This is a genomic window from Thermoactinomyces sp. FSL K6-2592 (assembly GCF_038006465.1).
Classification (GTDB): domain Bacteria; phylum Bacillota; class Bacilli; order Thermoactinomycetales; family Thermoactinomycetaceae; genus Thermoactinomyces; species Thermoactinomyces vulgaris.
Genome location: NZ_JBBOVH010000001.1, coordinates 1109315 through 1130833 on the forward strand (window position 1 = coordinate 1109315; position 21519 = coordinate 1130833).

19 protein-coding genes are annotated in these 21519 nt (G+C 49.7%); 18 read left to right on the top strand and 1 reads right to left on the bottom strand.

Annotated elements, in window-relative coordinates; all coding sequences use genetic code 11:
• The first annotated feature begins 55 nt into the window (after window positions 1–55).
• Both NYE37_RS05990 and NYE37_RS05995 read left to right on the top strand, forming a co-directional pair.
• Window positions 56–823: an enoyl-CoA hydratase/isomerase family protein gene (locus tag NYE37_RS05990; RefSeq protein ID WP_049720300.1), complete on the top strand. Its 768-nt coding sequence runs from the start codon at window positions 56–58 to the stop codon at window positions 821–823.
• A gap of 180 nt (window positions 824–1003) precedes the next feature.
• On the top strand, window positions 1004–1612 hold the full coding sequence (locus NYE37_RS05995; protein ID WP_037995000.1) for an RsfA family transcriptional regulator: 609 nt from the start codon (window positions 1004–1006) through the stop codon (window positions 1610–1612).
• Between the two features lie 58 nt (window positions 1613–1670).
• Here the strand turns inward: NYE37_RS05995 and NYE37_RS06000 are convergent, their stop codons facing one another.
• Entirely contained in the window at window positions 1671–2144 is a 474-nt protein-coding gene (locus NYE37_RS06000; protein WP_049720299.1) for an N-acetyltransferase, read from the bottom strand.
• A gap of 167 nt (window positions 2145–2311) precedes the next feature.
• Here NYE37_RS06000 and NYE37_RS06005 point away from each other — a divergent pair, with 167 nt between their 5' ends.
• From NYE37_RS06005 to NYE37_RS06080, 16 genes are all read left to right on the top strand, one after another.
• Window positions 2312–3643 carry an acetyl-CoA carboxylase biotin carboxylase subunit gene (locus NYE37_RS06005; protein WP_037995151.1) on the top strand — a complete coding sequence of 444 codons (1332 nt, stop codon included), beginning with the start codon at window positions 2312–2314 and terminating at the stop codon, window positions 3641–3643.
• 10 nt (window positions 3644–3653) lie between these two features.
• Window positions 3654–3866 carry an acetyl-CoA carboxylase biotin carboxyl carrier protein subunit gene (locus NYE37_RS06010; RefSeq protein ID WP_037994995.1) on the top strand — a complete coding sequence of 71 codons (213 nt, stop codon included), beginning with the start codon at window positions 3654–3656 and terminating at the stop codon, window positions 3864–3866.
• 29 nt (window positions 3867–3895) lie between these two features.
• A complete protein-coding gene (locus NYE37_RS06015; protein ID WP_037994992.1) occupies window positions 3896–4825 on the top strand; it encodes a hydroxymethylglutaryl-CoA lyase in 930 nt (309 codons plus the stop codon).
• Window positions 4806–5582, top strand: a complete 777-nt coding sequence (locus NYE37_RS06020; RefSeq protein WP_049720298.1) for an enoyl-CoA hydratase — start codon at window positions 4806–4808, stop codon at window positions 5580–5582. Before NYE37_RS06015 ends, NYE37_RS06020 begins: the two co-directional genes overlap by 20 nt.
• A 17-nt stretch (window positions 5583–5599) precedes the next feature.
• A complete protein-coding gene (locus NYE37_RS06025) occupies window positions 5600–7135 on the top strand; it encodes an acyl-CoA carboxylase subunit beta (protein ID WP_037994990.1) in 1536 nt (511 codons plus the stop codon).
• A 20-nt stretch (window positions 7136–7155) separates the two neighbouring features.
• Entirely contained in the window at window positions 7156–8145 is a 990-nt protein-coding gene (locus NYE37_RS06030; RefSeq protein WP_340711875.1) for a ketopantoate reductase family protein, read from the top strand.
• Window positions 8146–8194: 49 nt separating this feature from the next.
• Window positions 8195–9547 (top strand): MFS transporter, encoded by a 1353-nt coding sequence (locus NYE37_RS06035; RefSeq protein ID WP_062843154.1) that lies wholly within the window; start codon window positions 8195–8197, stop codon window positions 9545–9547.
• Window positions 9548–9604: 57 nt separating this feature from the next.
• Window positions 9605–11242 (top strand): bacillithiol biosynthesis cysteine-adding enzyme BshC, encoded by a 1638-nt coding sequence (bshC, locus tag NYE37_RS06040; protein WP_082813533.1) that lies wholly within the window; start codon window positions 9605–9607, stop codon window positions 11240–11242.
• A gap of 76 nt (window positions 11243–11318) precedes the next feature.
• Window positions 11319–12578, top strand: a complete 1260-nt coding sequence (locus NYE37_RS06045; protein WP_037994981.1) for an adenosylhomocysteinase — start codon at window positions 11319–11321, stop codon at window positions 12576–12578.
• Between the two features lie 139 nt (window positions 12579–12717).
• Window positions 12718–13149: a division/cell wall cluster transcriptional repressor MraZ gene (mraZ, locus tag NYE37_RS06050; RefSeq protein WP_062843156.1), complete on the top strand. Its 432-nt coding sequence runs from the start codon at window positions 12718–12720 to the stop codon at window positions 13147–13149.
• A 10-nt stretch (window positions 13150–13159) separates the two neighbouring features.
• Window positions 13160–14098: a 16S rRNA (cytosine(1402)-N(4))-methyltransferase RsmH gene (gene rsmH / locus NYE37_RS06055; RefSeq protein ID WP_198050787.1), complete on the top strand. Its 939-nt coding sequence runs from the start codon at window positions 13160–13162 to the stop codon at window positions 14096–14098.
• Window positions 14099–14135: 37 nt separating this feature from the next.
• Entirely contained in the window at window positions 14136–14501 is a 366-nt protein-coding gene (gene ftsL / locus NYE37_RS06060; RefSeq protein WP_049720293.1) for a cell division protein FtsL, read from the top strand.
• 47 nt (window positions 14502–14548) lie between these two features.
• Window positions 14549–16309: a peptidoglycan D,D-transpeptidase FtsI family protein gene (locus NYE37_RS06065; RefSeq protein ID WP_049720292.1), complete on the top strand. Its 1761-nt coding sequence runs from the start codon at window positions 14549–14551 to the stop codon at window positions 16307–16309.
• Between the two features lie 123 nt (window positions 16310–16432).
• Window positions 16433–18349 carry a stage V sporulation protein D gene (locus NYE37_RS06070; protein ID WP_049720291.1) on the top strand — a complete coding sequence of 639 codons (1917 nt, stop codon included), beginning with the start codon at window positions 16433–16435 and terminating at the stop codon, window positions 18347–18349.
• A 278-nt stretch (window positions 18350–18627) separates the two neighbouring features.
• Entirely contained in the window at window positions 18628–20115 is a 1488-nt protein-coding gene (locus NYE37_RS06075) for a UDP-N-acetylmuramoyl-L-alanyl-D-glutamate--2,6-diaminopimelate ligase (RefSeq protein ID WP_037994976.1), read from the top strand.
• Window positions 20116–20126: 11 nt separating this feature from the next.
• Window positions 20127–21512 carry a UDP-N-acetylmuramoyl-tripeptide--D-alanyl-D-alanine ligase gene (locus NYE37_RS06080; RefSeq protein ID WP_084712913.1) on the top strand — a complete coding sequence of 462 codons (1386 nt, stop codon included), beginning with the start codon at window positions 20127–20129 and terminating at the stop codon, window positions 21510–21512.
• Window positions 21513–21519: the final 7 nt, after the last annotated feature.

Below are 21519 nucleotides of genomic sequence, written 5' to 3' on the forward strand. Positions count from 1 at the left end.
TATTATACCCTCAGTGTCATGCGGCTATCAAGCAATGAAGAAAGGATGTTCCATGATGGAGACAATTCAAGTGAAAAAAACGGGGAAAACCGGATGGATCCGTTTTCACCGGCCGGAAGTCCGAAATGCAGTGAATCAGAAGATGATGGAAGAGTTGGAGTCCGTATGGAATGAATGGGAAAAGGATGAACAATTGCAGGCGGTTGTATTTTACGGCGATGAGAAAGCTTTTTTATCCGGAGGCGATGTGGGGGAATTTCACCAAATGACCAAAACGGAAGAAATCCGGCCCGTCATGTTGCGGATGGGAAAATGCCTGGAACGGATTTACCAGTCGCATTTGCTTTCGATTGCGGCGGTGGAGGGGCCTGCCGTGGGAGGCGGGTGTGAGTTTGCCACCAGCTGCGACCTTTGTGTGTCTTCGGATTCGGCACGGTTCGGGATGATCCAGGTGAATTTGCATATTACTTCCGGGTGGGGAGGCGCCAGCCGGTTGATGAAAAAAATCGGACCGGGACGGGCCTTGCCGGTTTTGTTGTCCGGAAAAGTGATGGAGGCAAGAGAGGCTTTTGAGACGGGACTGGTTGATCGGGTATGGGAGCGTGACCGGTTTTGGGATGAAGTCAAGCGGTTTGTTGATTCCCTGGTGAAAGGTTCTCCGGAAGTCACTGCCCGATATAAATTGCTTGCCAAAGCAGTCCGGGAGGGCAAAGACACTGCGGAGCTTTTGCATCAAGAGGCGGAAAATTGTGCCGCTTTGTGGGAAAGCGAGAGTCACCATCGGGCGGTTTCCGATTTTTTAAAGCGTACCCGCACGAAATGAACAAAGGAAAACCGTAACTTCGATTTCTTTTATTTCGCCCTGCTGGGGTATACTTCTACATTCGGATGGTAATAAAAATTAGTAGATCCATATACTATGATTTATATCAATTGCATATAGTAAGGATAAGGAAGTTGACCTTGTGTGAGAGGGGCTTAAGAGGGATAGGAGGTACGGTTTATGGCAGTGAAACGCCAGGATGCTTGGACTCCTGACGATGACATGATTTTGGCGGAAGTGACTTTAAGGCATATCCGGGAAGGAGGAACACAATTATCCGCGTTTGAGGAAGTGGCCGAGAAGTTGGGAAGAACCCCGGCTGCTTGCGGATTCCGATGGAACAGCACGGTACGCAAAAAGTACGAATCCGCCATTCAAATCGCCAAGCAACAGCGGCAAAAAAAGTTACAGGAACGGGGCAAAACCGGTTACCGTTTCCGGCCGGATTCTTTGTCTTCCGAAAACATGGTTCAGTCCATCGATAAGATCATCCGCTTTTTGCGTCAATATAAAACGGAAGTGAGTGAACTACAAAGGCAACAACAACAATTGGAAAAGGAATTGAAGGAACGGGAAAACCAGATCCGGAAGCTGGAAAAAGAAAACCAAGAGATGAAAGAACAACTGAATGATGTAAAGAGCGATTACCGTCTTGTCAATGATGATTACCGCACCCTGGTGCAAATCATGGAGAGAGCCCGCAAGCTGGCGATTCAAGGGGATGGGGAATTGCAAGACAAGAGCCGGTTCAAACCGGGGGAAGAATCCCTGGAGCAGATCGACAAGTAAAAAAAAGACCCGCATATTGAAACATGTGGGTCTTTCCGTTTATGGGTGTGAAAATCCCTCAATCTTTTAAAGCGACCCCTTCCGGCAACCAGACATAGGGACTTTCGCCGCGGTCGCGTTCCGGGTGGTATTTGACGGGGGTGAAGCCCATTTTTTTCCAAAATTCATCCGTCCGGCAGCGGGCATTGGTTTTGACCGGCAATCCCAAACTTTTGGCGTAGGAGACCAGCGCTTTTCCCATGCCTTGTCGGCGAAACGGGGGTAACACTTCCAACTTCCAAATTTCATAATAATCCTGAGCGGGTGAAAAATAGCGGTCATATTTGGCATCCACCCGGTATAAGCTGATTCTGGCCGCCAGTTTTCCATCTTGGTATATGCCGTAAAAAGGGGAATGGCTGTTGTTTTCCACCATATTCTCTTGCAGATCTTCCAACATGGATAATTCCGGAAGTCCGAACTCATGGAATTGTTGGAATTCCTCGAATGTTTTATAATTAATTTTCAATCTTTCGACTTTTAAAGCATTCATGGTTCCTGCCCCCTGAATTTTTAAGATTTTTATTCTTGTTCCCCCTATTTTACCACAAAACTTTGATTTATTTGAGAAGGAGTAAAAACCGTTTTTGTAGAACAATTTAAAATATAATCATTAATAATGATTATATTTATTTTAGAATAAAGAGGTGAATTATGTCGATAAAAAAGGTACTTGTTGCAAACCGGGGAGAAATCGCCTGCCGTATCATCCGAACGTGCCGGGAAAAAGGGTTAAAAACCGTGGCGGTCTTTTCCGAAGCGGATCAGGAAATGCCGTTTGTCCGGATGGCGGATGAAGCCGTCTGCATCGGTCCACCCCCGGTTCCCAAAAGCTATCTGAATATGGAAGCGATCTTGGATGCCGCTTTTCAAACCAAGGCGGATGCGATTCATCCGGGTTACGGCTTTTTATCGGAAAATGCCGTGTTTGCCGAAAAAGTGCAAGCCAACGGGCTGATTTGGATCGGATCGGATCCTTCCGTCATTTCGCGGATGGGCGATAAAGTCGTGGCCAGAAAAACCATGAAAAAAGCGGGAATTCCGGTCATTCCGGGCTCCGACGGTTTGTCCCGCCCGGATGACGCCGTCGCCGTGGCCGGGGAAATGGGTTATCCGGTTTTGGTCAAAGCAAGCGCCGGCGGGGGCGGAATCGGGATGCGAGTTTGTTTGAGTGAAGAAGAGCTGAAAAAGCATTTTCAATCGCTGAAAAGCCGGGCCAAGGCTTATTTTGGCCATGACGGTTTGTTTATCGAAAAAGTGATCTCTCCTGCAAGGCACATCGAAGTCCAAATTGCCGCAGACCAACACGGAAATGTGGTTCATTTGTATGAAAGAGAGTGCTCGGTGCAAAGACGGAATCAAAAAGTGATCGAAGAGGGATTATCGCCGTCCATTCATGAATCCACCCGCGAAAAATTGAGAAAAGCGGCGGTCCAAGCAGCCAAAGCGGCACAGTTTACCGGAGTGGGCACGGTTGAATTTTTGGTGGATGCATCCGAACAATTTTATTTTTTGGAAATGAACACGCGCTTGCAGGTGGAACATCCTGTCACGGAAGCCATCACCGGTGTTGATTTTGTGGACTGGCAAATCCGGCTGGCGGAAGGAAATTGCTTGCCGCTAAAGCAGGAGGAAATTTCGTGCCGGGGCCATGCCATGGAGTTTCGCATCTATGCTGAGGATCCGAAACGTTTTTTGCCTTCGCCGGGTAAAGTGACCCGACTCTCTTTTCCCGAAGGAGAAGGTGTGCGCGTGGATACGGGGATTCAGGAAGGAAACGTGGTTTCGCCCTTTTATGATCCCATGATTGCCAAGTTGATTGTAAGCGGTTGCAGTCGGGCGGAAGTGTTGGAAAAAGCCGGAGAAGCTTTGCGAAAGTGTAAGGTGGAGGGGATCCAAACCAATCTTCCGCTCTTAAAAAGCGTGTTGGAGAGCGAACTGTTTCAGCAAGGGAATTATGATACGAAATTGATCCAAAACATTTTAAAATGAGGTGAGTCAAATGGCCAAAGTGGAAGCGACCATGGCGGGAACCGTCATGCAAGTATTGGTGGCCGTGGGGGACAAAGTGGAGGCCGGACAGGATGTGGTGATTTTGGAATCGATGAAAATGGAAGTGCCGGTACAGTCGGAATATTCTGGCGTTGTCAAAGAAATCAAGGTGGAATCCGGTTCCTTTGTCAGTGACGGAGATGTTTTGATCGAGCTTTCTTAAAAACTCTGATCCGAGGTGGCGTAATCCAAGTGGATGTCAAAATTGTGGAAGTCGGCTTGAGGGACGGGTTGCAAAACGAGCCCGTCACGTTGGCAACCGAAGTGAAGCAGGAACTTATCGAGCGCTTGTTTCAATCGGGGGTAAAGCATCTGGAAGTGACTTCGTTTGTCCATCCCAAATGGATTCCCCAATTGTCCGATGCCGATCGGTTGGCTTCCGGTCTTCCCCGTTTGCCGGTGACCTATCGAGCGCTCGTTCCGAATCTGCGGGGGTTGAAGCGAGCCCTTGACACCCGCGTCGATGAGTATGCCGTGTTTTTGTCCGCGAGCGAAAGCCATAATCGGAAGAATATCAATAAAAGCATCCGGGACACGATTCCGGTTTTAAGGGAAGTGGTTCAACTCGCACACCAACATGGGAAGAGGGTGCGGGGGTACGTTTCCACCGTCTTCGGATGTCCGTATGAAGGGGATGTTCCGCTTCAAAACGTGGTTCACATTTGTGAACAGCTTCTGGATATGGGGGTTTACGAAATTTCATTGGGCGATACGATCGGGGTTGCCGCGCCTCTTGAAGTGAAAAAACGGTTGAAAGACCTTTTGACAGCGGTTCCAGCTTCGAAACTGGCCGGTCACTTCCATGACACCCGCGGGACCGGATTGGCCAACGCCTATGTTTGTCTGGAAGAAGGAATTCACACCCTGGATACTTCCTTCGGCGGCTTGGGCGGTTGTCCGTACGCACCGGGAGCGGCGGGGAATCTGGCCACCGAAGACCTGGTTTACATGCTGAAGAGGCAAGGTATCGACCCGGGAATCGATCTGGACCGGCTGTGTGAAACCAGCCTGTATGTGCAGAAGTATTTGGGAAAAACGTTGCCCTCCAAAGTGTTGCAAAGTTATGTGGCCAAGAAAAAAGAAAGCGGGGGAGGGAATGAAGATGGCACCGGTGGTCACTGAGTGGAAAGAGCATACGGCCATTGTCACGATCAACCGTCCTGAAGTACACAATGCCCTGAACATGCCGGCACTTCAGGCATTGCAGTCGGCGATTGAAACGTTGACCGATCATCCGAAGGCACGGGCCGTGATTATTACCGGAGCCGGAGAAAAAGCTTTTTGCGCGGGAGCCGACCTCAAGGAGCGCCGCACGATGGATGACAGGGAGGTTCGCCGTTTTATCCGGTTGATTCGGGATACCTTCACCCGCATCGAACAAATGCCGCAGCCCGTCATTGCCGCCATCAACGGGTTCGCTTTCGGGGGCGGGACGGAACTGGCTTTGGCCTGTGATATCCGGATTGCCGAACAACATGCGGTGATGGGGCTGACGGAAACGTCGCTCGGGATCATTCCGGGAGCAGGGGGGACACAGCGCCTTCCACGGTTGGTCGGAAAAGCAAAGGCAAAGGAATGGATATTCACGGCACAAAAAATCACCGCATCCGAAGCGGAAAAACGGGGTCTCGTCAATGAAGTGACGGAGAAAGGAAAAGCTTTGGAGACGGCTTGCCGGTTGGCCGGACGAATCGGAGAAAATGCACCGCTTGCGGTCCGGCAGGCCAAGCTGGCCATTGATCGCGGATTGGAGACTGATCTCATGACCGGGCTGGCTCTGGAAACATCGGCTTATGAAACGCTGATTCCGACAAAAGACCGGCAGGAAGGGCTCAAAGCATTTGAAGAAAAAAGAAAACCCCGCTATACCGGGGAATAAACCGGGAGGGATGGTTTGTGAAAGAATCCGTTGTCGGGCAATTGCGCAAAAACAAAGAAACCGTGCAAAAAGGGGGTGCTCCCAAATATCATGAAAAGCTGAAGCAACAAAACAAGCTTTTCGTGCGGGATCGATTGAAACGGTTGTTTGATGACGAGTTTCAATTGGAAGACGGGTTGTTTGCCAACTTCATGGCCGGTGATCTCCCGGCGGACGGTGTGGTGACGGCGATTGGAAAGGTCAACGGCCAAACGGTTTGCGTTATGGCCAATGACTCCACTGTGAAAGCCGGTTCCTGGGGAGCGCGGACCGTGGAAAAAATCATACGAATTCAGGAGACGGCCATGAAATTGAAAGTCCCCATGATTTACCTGGTGGACTCGGCCGGTGCCCGGATTACGGACCAAATTGAAATGTTTCCCGGCCGGAGGGGAGCGGGCCGCATTTTTTACAACCAGGTAAAAATGTCCGGAATGGTTCCGCAAGTCTGTCTTTTGTTCGGGCCTTCAGCGGCCGGCGGAGCTTATATCCCCGCTTTTTGCGATATTGTGATCATGGTGGACAAAAACGCGAGCATGTACTTGGGTTCCCCGCGCATGGCGGAAATGGTGATCGGGGAAAAAGTTTCCCTGGAAGAAATGGGCGGAGCGCGGATGCACTGTACCGTGAGTGGATGCGGGGATGTGCTGGTTTCGTCGGAGGAAGAAGCGATTCAATCCGCACGAAAGTATTTAAGTTATTTCCCGGCCAACTACCAGACAAGCCCGGAGCCTGTTGAAGCGAAGGAACCGTCCCCAAAGGCGCGTCCCGTTTCGGAAATTGTCCCGGATCACCAAAACACTCCTTTTGACATGATGGAAGTGATTGAAAGCCTGGTGGATGAAGGGTCGTTCTTTGAGATCAAAAGCTTGTTTGCCAAAGAATTGATCACCGGATTGTCTCGGATTGACGGGCAGGTTGTCGGGATTGTGGCAAACCAGTCAAAGGTCAAAGGCGGGGTTTTGTTTGTGGACTCGGCGGACAAAGCAACCCGTTTCATTAACTTATGTGATGCTTTCCATATTCCGTTGTTGTTTTTGGCGGACGTCCCCGGTTTCATGGTCGGGACGCAAGTGGAGCGGGCCGGGATTATCCGGCACGGAGCAAAGATGATTTCCGCCGTTTCGGAGGCGAGCGTGCCCAAAATCTCGGTCATTGTCCGGAAAGCATATGGCGCCGGATTGTATGCCATGGCCGGCCCGGCCTTTGAACCGGATTGTTGCCTGGCCCTCCCGACGGCACAAATTGCCGTGATGGGGCCGGAAGCGGCTGTCAACGCGGTGTACAGCAACAAAATCCGGGAGTTGGAAGAACCGGAGAGAACCCGTTTTGTCATGGAAAAGCGGGAAGAATACAAGCAAGACATCGATATTTACCGTCTGGCCGGCGAAATGGTGATTGACGGCATTGTGGAGCCGGATGAATTGCGGACGGAATTAAGCCGGCGCTTCGAGGCTTATGCGAGCAAACAGCTTCAATTCAGCCAACGGAAACATCCCGTTTACCCTGTATGAGAAAAAGGTTATGATAGAAAATGAAGACGTTTACGAGCCATGATCCCAATGGCTCTCTTTTTTTAGCCAAAGTGAGGGATGAAACGGTGAGAATAGCAGTATGGGGAGGCGGAGCGCTGGGATTGTTATGGTCTGCACGCCTTGCACCCCGAACCGGTCCGTTTTTGCTGGTCACCCGTACGGCCGGTCAGGCCCGGCAAGTAAACAATACGGGAATCACCTTGACAACGTTGTCGGGAGAACGGAAAAAAATCCGGGTAAAGGCCCGGCCGGCCGGTTGGATCCGGGAAGACCCCCCCTTTGATGTCATTTTGGTGATGGTGAAACAACACCATTTGCCATCGGTTATTCCCCTGTTGAAAAACGTGATTCACCCGGAAACACAGGTGTTGTTTTTTCAAAACGGATGGGGCCACCAAAAATGGTTGGAACAGTTGTCTTCCCGTTGCGAAACCTATTTGGCGGTTACGACGGAAGGCGCATTAAAAAACGGCAATCATGTGAGGCATACGGGAAAAGGAACGAGCTGGATCGGCTCTTATCCCGATGGGGATAAAAAAACGTCGCCGGCACTCAGGTCTTTGCTGGAAACAGCGGGAAAAGACCTTCTTCAATATGATGAAGACATCCGGCAAAGGCTTTGGGGGAAGTTGGCCGTCAATTGCGTGATCAATCCGATGACTGCTTGGTATGAAATCCGAAACGGTGCGTTGTTACACCCCAAATATGATGCGGAAAAAGAGGGGATTTTAACAGAAGTGGCGGAAGTGGCGTCACTGGAAGGGATTTCGCTTCCGTTCCAGCAGATATGGGAACAAATTCATGAGGTTTGCCGGCGGACTTCCGCCAATTTTTCTTCCATGCTGCAGGATGTGAAACACCACCGGCCGACGGAAATTGATTATTTAAACGGGGCGATTGTCCGTTTGGGGGCCAAACACCAAAGAAATTTGCCCGTCAATCAACTGTGGACCGGACGGATTCGGGAGAAAGAAAAGTTCATGCTATAATGGGAAGACTGAAGACAATTATGGATAGGAGTACTGTGGGGGGATTGGTTTGTCTCGTCCCAAATCGTTGTCATTTGATACGTATATCATCAGCATGGTTTTCAGCACATTCGATTTGTTGACGGTGGTGCCCGTTCTATCTTTGATTATCCAGGAGTACCATTTGTCGATGAATTGGGCGGTGTGGGCCGTTTCACTCCATTTGGCTTTTTTTGCCTTTTCTTTGCCCATGATGGATAACTGGGTGGCTTCCAAAGGGAAAATGGAAGTATTGTGGACGGCTCTCACTTTCTTTGTGCTTGGAACCTTGCTCGCCGGATTGGCCGTGGAGTGGGTATGGTTCATGTGCGGCCGTGTCATTCAGGCCATCGGAACCGGCGGCATGGTGCCAGTTGTCTCCTCGCAATGCCGGCGCAAACTCGGCAAAATGCCCAAAGGCAAACGCAGTTTGATCATGCTGGCATTTGCAGTCACATGGTGTTCAGTTCCCTTGGCATCCGCCGGGCTGGCAGGAGCCCTGGGATGGAAATCGGTTTTTATTTTGCATATTTTGTTTGCTTTTTTGGTGCTGTTGATATCCCAAACGTGGAAAATCGTTGATCAGCCGAACCGCAAAGGGGTCGGCGGCGAATCCATCGTATTTTTCGGGTTGATCGTCTTGTTTTTGATGATGGCCGTCACCAGCACCGATTTTTCCGGAGGGATCTCCTCAGTCTTGCATAAAGAAGTGTTGCCGCTTTGGATTGTGGCCATTGGAATGGTGGTTCCTCTGTTGATGGTTGAACGCCAGGGAAGCTATCCGTTTTTTGAACCGCATCTGTTTGCCAATTGGCGTCTGTGGATTTTATATATACAGGTCACTTTGCAAGGGTTTCTGTGGACGATTCTGACCTTGCTTCCTTTTTGGTTTGCCCGGCAGTATGAAACCGGGACATACGGCACAGCGGTCTGTTTGAGTTTGATTGTGACCGGTGCCATGATGGCGCTATCTGTCATCGGTTTTTTGTCCAATCCTGTGTATGTGCACCGTCTGGCTTATACGGCTTTTTTGCTTTCGGCCGTCACTTGTGCGGGTTTGATCTGGGGCCCGGACAGCCGGTGGATGCTTTTTGCGTTCAGTTTCTTGGGATGGTTTCTGAGCTTTGCAGTGGCTGATCCCGTTCACCGATATATGTTCAAATGGGTATCGCCCCGCCGGATCCGTTCAGGATTGATGGCTGCCGGCATGTTCAGGGCGGCCGGGGGAGCGCTGGGATTTGTGACGGCGGCCCGCTTGTTTGAACCCGGTGTGCTCATCGGTGAAGAGGTGCGCATCTTTTTGTTTGTTGCAGGAGTTTCTTTTCTGGGATTTTTGTTTAGTCTGTTTTTGGGGACAAAAAAAGTTAGCCACTATAATAATTGAAGTGATATACTTTGTAACGGTGGAGCATCAGACTTTTCTTTTAAAGAGGAGTTATATATGAGGTTACAAAAGATAGCAATGACCAAGAAATCCAGTATATTTGATGAATTTCTTCACGACCGGGAGTTTGCCGGTTCGTTTTATCAGTACCATCCTTGGCAGGAGGAAAGCATTTACGAACGCGCCCGCGATTTGAAAACATCGAAACCGGCCGTTTCGCGTCAGGAATTGGTCAGGGTGCTCCGGTCTTACCATCAGCCGGATTTGTTGCATCCCGAAGTGGAGCGAAATTTGAACCGGTTGGCCAAAGAGGACAGCATGGTCGTGATCGGGGGCCAACAAGCCGGTTTGTTGGGCGGACCGTTATATACTTTTTATAAAGCCATCACCATTATCCGGTTGGCAAAACAGGCAGAGGAACAACTGGGACAGCCGGTGATTCCCGTTTTTTGGATTGCCGGTGAGGACCATGATTTGGAGGAAGTGAACCATGTATGGGTGCAAAACGGCGAGAAAGAACCGGTGAAACACCGGTTTGCAGTGAAAGATCAGCGGAAAATCCCCATTTCCCGGCGTAGGCTGGATGAAAAACAGTACCGGGACTGGCTGGATCAATTGGCCAAGATCCTGCCGGACCGTCCTTACAAAGAAGAATGGCTGGCACAGTGCCAAAAGTGGGGAATTGGCACACGGTCATGGACCCGCTTGTTTGCCAAAGTGTTCCATCATTTTTTCGGCCCGTACGGATTGTTGTTGGTGGATTCCCATGACGAAAATCTGCGCCGGCTGGAGGTGCCGGTTTTTAAAAGCATGATCCGGCAAAGCCAAGCGATTGCCCGGGCGGTGCAGAACGCTTCCGGCCGTCTGGCTGCAAGGGGACTGGAAGTTCCGGTCGATTTAAAAGAGGATCAGGGAAATTTGTTCATTCAAGTCGATGACGAGCGGCAGCTCCTGTTTCAAAAAGGGGGGCAGTGGACCACCAAAGACGGCCTGAAAAAGTGGTCGGAAGATGAATTGATGTCATTGGTCGAACAAGAGCCTGCATTGTTCAGCAATAATGTGATCACCCGTCCGCTCATGCAGGAAGCCTTGTTCCCCACCCTTTACTTCGTGGCCGGACCCGGTGAAATTGCGTATTGGTCCCTGTTGAAAGAGGCGTTTTACGAACTCGGCCTGAAAATGCCGATTGTGATTCCGCGCGTGTTTGTCACGATGATGGACCCGGCGTTGGAAAAACGGATGGACGAGTTTGCTTTGGGGCTTGAGGAACTGGATAATTTGAATCAGAAAAAATTGAAGTGGATTGATGAGCAACAGCCTCCGGATCTGACCGACCGGTTTCAGGAAGCGGCGGATGCCATCATAGGGCATCATGAGCAGCTGGTTGGTTATTTGCACCAAACCATCGGCATGAATATGAGGGAAATCGGAAAAAAAAATGAAGAAAAAATCAAAGCGCAAATCGATTACTTGCACCGTTTTGCCAAAAAAAGCCTGGAAGAGAAACATCGCGCATCGTTACGGAAATGGGACGAACTGATTCACGGAATTTATCCGAACGACAAACCCCAGGAAAGGGTTTACAATATGATATGGGCATGGAATGAACACGGGATGGATTGGGTTGACTTTTTGCTGCGGGCGCCTTCTTACGAAGTGCGGCTGGATGGTTCCGTCCATGTCCTGTTGATTTAGTCTTTTTCCTTTTGGAAGATAATCGTGTATAATAACCACGATTATCGGATTTACATATGGGAACAGGGGGATTTATATGTCAGCAGAAAACAGCATTGTCCGTGATATGAACCTGGCCCCGCAAGGCCGCTTGAAAATGGATTGGGCTTGGGATCATATGCCGGTGCTGAGCCGGTTGCGGGAACGGTTGAGCTCGGAAAAGCCGCTGGCCGGAAAAAAAGTGGCGATTTCCCTGCATTTGGAGGCAAAAACGGCTTGCCTGGCTGAATTGATTCGGGATGCAGGAGCGGAAGTGGCCATTACGGGAAGCAACCCGCTTTCCACCCAGGATGACATCGCCGCAGCCTTGGCTGATTCCGGCGTGACAGTGTTTGCCAAATACAACCCGTCTCCGGAAGAATATAAAGACCATTTGATCAAAACGCTTGAAACGAAACCGGATTTGATCATTGATGACGGCGGGGACCTGGTCAGCATTTTGCACTCGGAACGTCCGGACCTGTTGGAAAATGTTTTGGGCGGATGTGAAGAAACCACCACCGGGATTTTGCGTTTGCGCTCCCTGGAGAAAGAGGGGACATTAAAATTCCCGATGGTGGCGGTCAATGATGCTCATTCCAAATACTTGTTTGACAACCGGTACGGAACCGGGCAATCTGTTTGGGACGGAATCAACCGCACAACCAACCTGGTCGTTGCCGGGAAAACCGTGGTCGTTGTCGGCTACGGATGGTGCGGACGGGGTGTTGCCATGCGCGCCAAAGGCTTGGGTGCGAAAGTGATCGTCACCGAAGTGGATGCTGTCAAAGCAACGGAAGCATACATGGACGGCTTTGAAGTGATGCCGATCAAGGAGGCGGCCCGGCACGGAGACTTCTTCATCACCACCACGGGGAATAAAGGAGTCATTTCGGGTGAGCATTTCCAAGTGATGAAAAACGGAGCCATCATGGCCAATGCAGGCCACTTCAACGTCGAAATCGACGTGGAACAGTTGGAAAAAGCGGCCGTGAAACAACGCGTGGTGAGAAAAGACATCGCGGAGTATGAGATGGCTGACGGACGGAAACTTTACCTGTTGGCCGAAGGGCGTCTGGTGAATCTGGCCGCGGGAGACGGGCATCCGGCCGAAATCATGGATATGACCTTTGCCCTGCAGGCGCTTTCCCTGCTGTATGTGCATGAACATCATGGCGAATTGGGACCGAAAGTGTTGGATGTGCCTTATCAGATCGACGAGCAAGTGGCCCGCTATTTCCTGGAAGCCAATGGAGTGGCGATTGACCGCTTGACGGAAGAACAGGAAAAATATCTGGCAAGCTGGCAGTTGGATTGATTGGAGATGAAAGGAAATATACGGTTGAATCCTGCACATTGCGTGCAGGATTTTTTATATTCCGTGTGGTATAATTACCAGTGTGGTGGAGAGTGGTGGAAAGTGGTGAGGAAGGGAGGCCAGAGGGGAGGACAGCGGTATGTTCATGGGTGAATTCAGGCATAATATCGATGATAAAGGGAGATTGATCATCCCTGCGAAGTTTAGGGAATCATTGGGATCTTCTTTTGTGATCACCCGTGGCTTGGACCGCTGTTTGTTTGCTTATCCTCCTTCCGAATGGACGCAACTGGAACAAAAATTAAAAGCTCTTCCTTTTACCAAAGCGGATGCACGTAAATTTACGCGCTTCTTTTTTTCTGGAGCAAGCGAAGTGGAATTTGACAAACAAGGCAGAATCCATATTGCTCCCCATTTGCGGGAGTATGCTCGTTTGAAAAAAGAGTGTGTGATCATCGGTGTCTCCACCCGTGTTGAGATTTGGTGCAAAGAACAATGGGAAGAGTATTACTGTAACTCCGAAGAATCGTTTAATGAAATCGCAGAAAGTTTGATTGATCTGGATTTGTAGCAAAGGATGAATGAAAGTGTTTAAACATGAAACGGTATTAAGAGAAGAAGCAGTCCATGGACTTTGTATCAAATCGGATGGCATCTATGTGGATTGTACGCTGGGCGGAGGGGGACACAGTCAGTTGATCGCCGAGCAACTGTCTCCATCAGGAACCCTCATCGGATTAGACCAGGACAAGCAAGCATTGGATCATGCCAAAAATAAATTAAAAGAACACACATGCAACTTGCATTTGATAAACACCAACTTTCGACATGTCAGGAAAGTTGTGAATGAACTAGGTTATGAAAAGGTCGACGGCTTGTTGTTTGATCTGGGTGTTTCATCCCCCCAGCTCGATCAGGGAGAACGGGGCTTCAGTTATCACCAGGAAGCTCCGCTCGACATGCGGATGAATCAGTCACAGGAATTAAGCGCCTTTCATGTTGTCAATGAATGGCCGGAGGAAGAATTGGCTCGCATCTTGTTTGAATATGGCGAAGAAAAATTTTCCCGGCGAATTGCCGGCGAAATTGTCCGGACGAGAAAGCAAGCACCGATTCGCACCACTTTGGAGCTGGTGGACGTGATCAAGCAGGTGATTCCCGCTCCTGCACGCAGAAAGGGGCCTCATCCGGCACGTCGTTCGTTTCAGGCGATTCGGATTGCCGTCAATGATGAATTAAACGCTTTTCAAGAGGCGTTGAAAGAAAGTGTGAAATTGCTCCGCCCGCAAGGGCGCATCAGTGTGATCACCTTTCATTCTCTGGAAGACCGGATTTGTAAACAGTTTTTCAAGGAACAATCCCGGGGATGCATTTGTCCTCCTGATTTTCCTGTCTGCACGTGCGGCAGAAAACCGGAATTGAAGATGATTACAAAAAAACCCGTCCTGCCGAGTCCGGAAGAAATAGAGAGAAACCAACGGGCCCGGTCCGCAAAATTGAGGGTCGCGGAAAAAATATAAAAATGAAAGAAGCAGGTAGTGTGAGGAGGATTTATATATGAGAGCGGATCGTTTTCATGGTTCGGCTGCAAAACAGCTCCATAAGCCTTACAGAGTGGAGCGGAAGCAAAAAAGGCCAACCCCTTTTAAAGCGTTTCCGACCGGTGAAAGACTGCTTTACCTGTTCAGCGTTATTTTGTGCGTTGCTTTGGCTGTTCTGGTTTTGTCGCGTTATGCCAAAGTGTCGGAGTTAAATGTGGCGATTCAAAATACGGAACTTGAAATCGAAAAGGTGGAAAAAGAGAATCTCCAATTGGAAACAGAAGCCAACAAATTAAGAAGTGTGGAGCGTATTCGCAAATTTGCTGAACAGAAAGGATTAGAGTTGACAGCACCAAAATACTTACCTTCAACCAGCCCCTGATGCCGAAATAGACACAATATTTGTCAGAGAGATGGGAGAGGCTTGACATGGGTTCGATGTTTAAGAAGAGCAAACGGCGTTCTCTTCTGATCGGGCTCGTTTGGATCGTGGGATTCATCATTGTGATTGGAAGATTGTTTTGGCTGCAAGCGGTGGACCATAACAAATTGCTCGCGGCGGCCAAAGAAACGTGGATCAAAGAAGATGCACTTCGCCCCAAACGAGGCACTGTTTATGACCGGACCAAGCAGCAGCAATTGGCATGGGAAGTGGACGCTTATTACTTTGTCGCAGACACCCGGCAGGTGAAAAATCCTGAAAAAACCGCAAAGTATCTGGCACCGGTGTTGAAAATAAAAGAAGACGAGTTGGTCAAATTGCTGTCGAAGGATTCAGACTCTGTGGAACTCCGGTACAATGGGAAGTACAAGTATCCGGAAGAGACACTCAATCAGGTGGAATCCTTAAAAAAGGACGGGCTTATCCAAGGCATTTATGCTTTTCCCACTTTCATGAGGCAGTATAACGGAACCATGGCCGCTCATGTTTTGGGATTTTTGCGGTATGATGACACAGCCGTTGGCGGCATCGAAAAATATTACGATAAATGGCTCAGGGGAAAAGAAGGTTACATCAAATACCTGAAGGCCAGAAACGGTGTGATGGTCACGGATCAGCCGGAAAAAAACCAGCCTCCGGAGCATGGGAAAGATCTTGTCTTAACCATTGATTCGCGCATCCAACATCAAGTGGAACTGGAGTTGGACGAAGCGATCAGTGCTCATGAGGCCAAAGGGGGAACGGCGATTGTCGCTGATCCCAATACGGGAGAAATTTTGGCCATGGCATCCCGCCCGACTTTTGACCCGAACCGGTATGCCGAGACCCTGAGTGACGAAAACAGTATCAACCGGGCCGTGCAAGGACAGTTTGAACCTGGCTCCACCTTTAAGATTGTGACTTTGGCCGCGGCGATTGAAGAAGGCATATTCAATCCGGATCAAACATTCCCGTCCGGCTCGATCCGGGTGGATGACCGGGTGATCCATGATTGGAACGGAAGCGGATGGGGAAACATCACGTTTCGGGACGGAATCAAACTGTCCAGCAATGTCGCTTTTGTCATTCTGGGGCAAAAGTTGGGCGCACAGAAATTAACGGATTACATCAACCGGTTTGGTTTCGGAAATATCACGGAGCAATACGGGAAAAAAACCGGAATCGACCTGCCGGCAGAGGGAAGGGGATACTTTTTCGGACGGAACCTGTATGCCACGGAATTGGCCACCACCTCATTCGGACAAGGGATTTCGGTCACACCGATTCAGCAAGTTGCAGCCGTGAGCGCCATTGCCAACGGCGGTGTCTGGAAGACCCCCCATATCATGAAATCGATATGGGAACCAGGGTTGAAAAAAGAAGTGAAATCTTTTCAACCCGAAAGCCGTCGGATCGTAAAAGAATCCACGGCAAAACAAGTGCGGGAGTTATTGCGTGGGGTGGTACAAAACGGAACCGGTGTCGAAGCCGATTTACCGGGCTATGGTGTGGCCGGAAAAACGGGGACGGCACAAAAACCGGATCCGGACGGGGGATACATGGAGAATCAATACATCGTATCCTTTATCGGTTTTGCCCCGTATGACAAGCCTGAAGTGGTCGTATATGTCGCCATTGATGAGCCGTCATCGTCCAAAAATGCCACCGGGGGAACAGTGGCCGCTCCGATCGCCAGGGAGATCATGAAAAAATCGCTGCAAATCAGGCAAGTACAACCAAATGACAAATTCGCCGAGACGATTAAATAAAGGGATGGAAAGACCCGCTTTTAAAGCGGGTCTTTTTTTTATGGAAGAAGACAGGCTGTGTCATTTTTTTCCGGCGGATTTCATAGTTTTAGAGTAAGAGATGGGAAGGAGAGGAAGGGGAAGATGCACGGCCAACAAATCACCGTTCGAAAACGATTGTTTTCTTTGTTTTTGATTTCCGTATTTGTATTTATGGTTTTGATGGCACGGCTTGCTTACGTCCAATTGATTGCCGGCGGGGAATTGGCGGAAAAAGCCAAAGACCTGTGGAGCCGGAATATTCCTTATGAACCGAAACGGGGAAAGATATTGGACCGGAATCAAAAGAAGCTGGCATACAACATCAGTTCCCCTTCCGTCATGGCGATTCCGGCCCAAATCAAAGATCCGGCCGATACAGCAAAGCAATTGGCCCGTATTCTCCAGGCACCCGAACAAAAAATCTATGAAAAAATCACACAGCGGCAATTGATTGTTAAACTTCATCCGTGGGGGAGAAAGATTTCGGAAGAGAAAGCACGGCAAATTCAAGGGCTCAGGCTCCCGGGGATTGCCATTGCAGAAGACAGTAAACGGTATTATCCCCATGGCAGTTTTGCCGCCCATCTTTTGGGATTTACCGGGATCGACAATCAGGGGCTGGCCGGGTTGGAATTGATCTATGATGAAAAATTGAAAGGAAAAAAGGGATATGTTTCGTTCAGTGCCACCGCCAGCGGGGACAAATTGCCGGGAGGGGTGGACCGGTTTATTCCCCCTCAGGATGGTCTGGACTTGATGCTTACCCTGGATTACCAGATTCAAACCATCATCGAACGGGAATTGGATCAGGCGATGGCCCAGTATCAACCGGAAAATGCCTTGGCCATTGCCATGAACCCCAATACCGGTGAAATTCTGGGGATGAGCAGCCGTCCCACTTTTCACCCGGATCAGTACAAGGTGACCGACCCGTTGATTTATAACCGGAATCTGCCGATCTGGAAAACATATGAACCGGGATCGACTTTCAAAATTATCACTTTGGCCGCGGCACTGGAAGAAAAGAAAGTGAATTTACAGGATCACTTTCATGATCCCGGTTACATCAAGGTGGGCGGTGCCCGGTTGCGTTGTTGGAAATCGGGAGGCCATGGACATCAGACATTTTTGGAAGTGGTGGAAAACTCCTGCAACCCGGGATTTGTCACGTTGGGACAGCGGCTGGGAAAAGAAACATTGTTTTCCTATATCCGCAAGTTCGGGTTTGGGGAGAAAACCGGGATTGACCTGAATGGAGAAGCACGCGGAATTTTATTTGAGGAAAGTCAAGTGGGGCCGGTTGAATTGGCAACCACGGCATTCGGACAAGGGGTTTCAGTGACCCCGATTCAACAGGTGGCTGCCGTTTCGGCCGCGATCAACGGCGGGAAGCTGATGGTTCCCCACATCGCCAAGGCATGGGTGGATCCGGAAACCGGAAAAGTGGTGGAAGAAGTCAAACCCAAAGTCAAACGGCAGGTCATTTCCGAAGCGACTTCCGCCCAAGTCCGGCAAACCTTGGAGAGTGTCGTGGCGAAGGGGACGGGACGGAAAGCGTTTGTGGATGGATACCGGGTGGGCGGAAAGACCGGAACCGCACAAAAGGTGGGACCGGATGGCAGATACATGCAAAATAACCACATCGTCTCGTTCATCGGCTTTGCGCCGGCGGATGATCCGCAATTGGTCGTCTATGTGGCAGTCGACAATCCCAAGGGAATTCAATTCGGCGGAGTGGTTGCCGCCCCCATTGTCGGCAATATTTTGGATGACAGCTTGCGGTATTTAAAAATCCCCAAACGAACCAAACAAATCCCGCCGGAAAACGGACCGGCAGAAATCCCGATTGTCCCGGCACCCAATTTGGTCAATCAAGACATCGATGAAATTCGTTCCAGTTTATATTCCTTTCCGCTGCAAGTTTATGGAAACGGGCAAAAGGTGATTGATCAAATGCCCAAGCCCGGGCAACGTGTCAAAAAAGGAACGACCATCAAAATCTATTTGGGGGATTCATAGAAAACCCCCGATTGGCTCGTCAACCAGCGCTTCTTTGTTACTTAAATGCAAACAATTTGCAAACAAAATGCAAACATTTCTAAGGGGATTCTGTGGCTTGATTTTGCTCACTCCTTGAATTCTCGGGGGTTTATCCGGTAATTGCAGGAAAGTGCGTACTTGCCAAGGAAAGTGACAAATGATAGAAAGGAGATTAAAATAGGGTATGTGAATAGACCATGCCAGGAATACCCCTGGCATTTTCTGTTGTCTTTCTGTTGTCGAAAAGGAGGAAGAAGATGCGAATATGTGAGTTAATCCGGCCGTTAATGTTGTACAAGACGACAGGGGATCTGATGACCGAAATTCATGGCATCCAAATCGATTCCCGTCAGGTTCAGCCGGGAGACTTGTTTATTGCTCTGAGAGGGACGAAGGTGGATGCCCACCGTTTTGTCGAGCAGGCGGTGGCCAACGGCGCCGCGGCGGTCATGGTGGAAAAACCGGTTGATTTGCCGGGCATTCCCGTGATTCAAGTGCCTGACACACGCAGAGCGATGGCCGTGGTGGCTGCGAAATTTTACCACTATCCGACGCAAGAATTAAAGCTGATTGGAGTGACGGGAACAAACGGAAAGACAACCACGACTTATCTGATTGAACAGCTTCTCAGACACAAAGGTTCTCTAACCGGCGTGATCGGAACCATTCAGACAAAAATCGGAAAGAAAAAGTTTGCAACCAAAAATACAACTCCCGAAGTGACAGATTTGCAAAAAACGTTTCGAATGATGAAAGATGAGGGTTGTGAGTATTCTGTCATCGAAGTTTCATCGCATGCTTTGGACATGGGAAGAACCAGAGGTTGTCAATTTCGGATCGCTGTTTTCACGAATTTGACGCAAGATCATTTGGATTATCATGAGACGATGGAAAACTACCGCGAAGCGAAAAGTTTGCTGTTCAGTCAATTGGGAAATGCTTATGCGGAAGATTTAGAAGATAATGCGTTTGCCGTTTTCAACGCGGATGACAAAGCTTCCGGTTATTTCATGCAACGGACGCCGGCGCAGGTTATTACCTACGGCATCGAGCAGCCTGCTGACGTCACGGCGGAAAATATCCGGTTTTCATCTTCGGGAACGACCTTTACGTTAAAGACATTTCGCGGAGAAGTTCCCATCCGGTCAAGATTGGTCGGCAAATTTAATGTATATAATGTATTGGCGGCCGTTTCCGTCGCGCTGATTGAAGGCATGGACCTGAAACAGATTCAGTCGGCCTTGGCCAAAGTGGAAGGAATCAGCGGACGGTTTGAACCGGTTGATTTGGGACAGCCTTATTCGGTTCTTGTGGATTACGCCCACACACCGGACAGCCTGGAAAATGCGTTGACCACCATTCGCGAATTTGCCAAGGGTCGGGTGATTTGCATTGTGGGTTGCGGTGGGGACCGCGATCGCAGCAAGCGTCCGCTGATGGCGGAAATTGCGGTGAAAAACAGTGATTTGGCCATTTTCACCTCGGATAACCCTCGTACGGAAAATCCGGTCACGATTTTGGAAGATATGTTGGTCGGGGTGGATCAGTATCCCAAAGACCGTTATTTGGTGGTTGAAAACCGCAAGGAAGCGATTTATGAAGCGGTGGCCAAAGCCAAACCGGAAGATGTGATTTTAATTGCCGGAAAAGGTCATGAAACCTATCAGGAAATCAACGGCGTACGCCATCATTTTGATGACCGGGAAGTGGCCGCCGATGCCATTCGATCCATGTGGGCAAAGTGAGGAATGATGAAATGCAACGTACATGTCAATGGATTTTGGAAACAACCGGCGGAAGCTGGAGGGGAAGCCCTGTCGATCTTCACCGGCTGGTGTGCGGGGTGTCGACAGACACGCGGAACATCCGGGCCAATCAGCTTTATGTTCCGCTTGTTGGCGAACGTTTTGACGGGCATCAGTTTGTAAAGGATGCCGGAGAAAAAGGGGCGGCAGCCGTCTTGTGGCAGCAGGACCGGCCGTTTCCGGAGCTTCACCTCCCTGTCATTGTGGTTGAAGACACGTTGAAAGCATTGCAACAACTGGCTGCCGGATACCGCGCGGAATGTCAGGCCAAAGTCGTAGCGGTGACGGGAAGCAATGGAAAAACCACCACCAAGGATCTCATCGCATCTTTGTTGGCTGAAAAATATGCGGTGCATAAAACGAAAGGAAATCTTAATAATCATATCGGTGTGCCTTTAACCTTGTTATCGATGCCGGAGGAAACGGAAATTGCGGTGATCGAGATGGGAATGAACCATCGCGGGGAGATTTCCGTCCTTTCGAACATTGCCCGTCCGGACGTCGCGGTGATCACCAACATCGGCGAGTCCCATATCGAACATCTGGGGAGCCGGGAAGGAATTGCGAAGGCAAAATTGGAAGTTAAAGATGGACTGTCCCCGACGGGGGCACTGGTGATCGACGGAGATGAACCGTTGCTTCGGAACTTGTTGAAAGAGGAGTCCAGGCTGTTGATCAAAACCGGATGGGAAGCCGATTCTGACGAATCTCCGGAACAAATAGAGGTCAGGGGAACCGAGGGGGTTTCTTTTCAATCCCGGAAAACCGGTACCCGTTTCACTTTGCCGTTATTGGGAAGGCACAATGTCAAAAACGCGTTGCTTGCCATCGAGGTGGCCCGGTATTTTAAACTTCGGGAAGAGGAGATTGTCCGTGGCCTGGCAAATGTGACCCTGACCGGCATGCGTTTGGAGACGAAGATGGCAAGAAATGGAATGTTGCTGATCGATGATGCCTACAATGCCAGTCCCACATCCATGAAAGCAGCATTGGACTTGTTGGCAGAGATTGAGCCGGAAAAAGAGAAATGGGCTCTTCTGGGAGATATGCTTGAAACCGGAGAACAAGAGGAGCATTATCATAGAGAGTTGGGGGTGTATGCCATGGAAAAAGGCATTCACCGCTTATATACGATTGGCGAACGGGGCCGGTGGATTCATGAGGGAGCTATGAAAGCAAAAGCTTGTGACAATCAAGCCCTCGTTCATTTCCATACGCCGGATGAAGCTGTAGAAACATTGCTCCGGGAAGGACATCCAGAGACCATCCTCTTAGTCAAAGCTTCACGTGCAGCGAGGCTCGATCAGATTGTCAAAAATATGACTGAAGGAGCGTAGGGGAAGA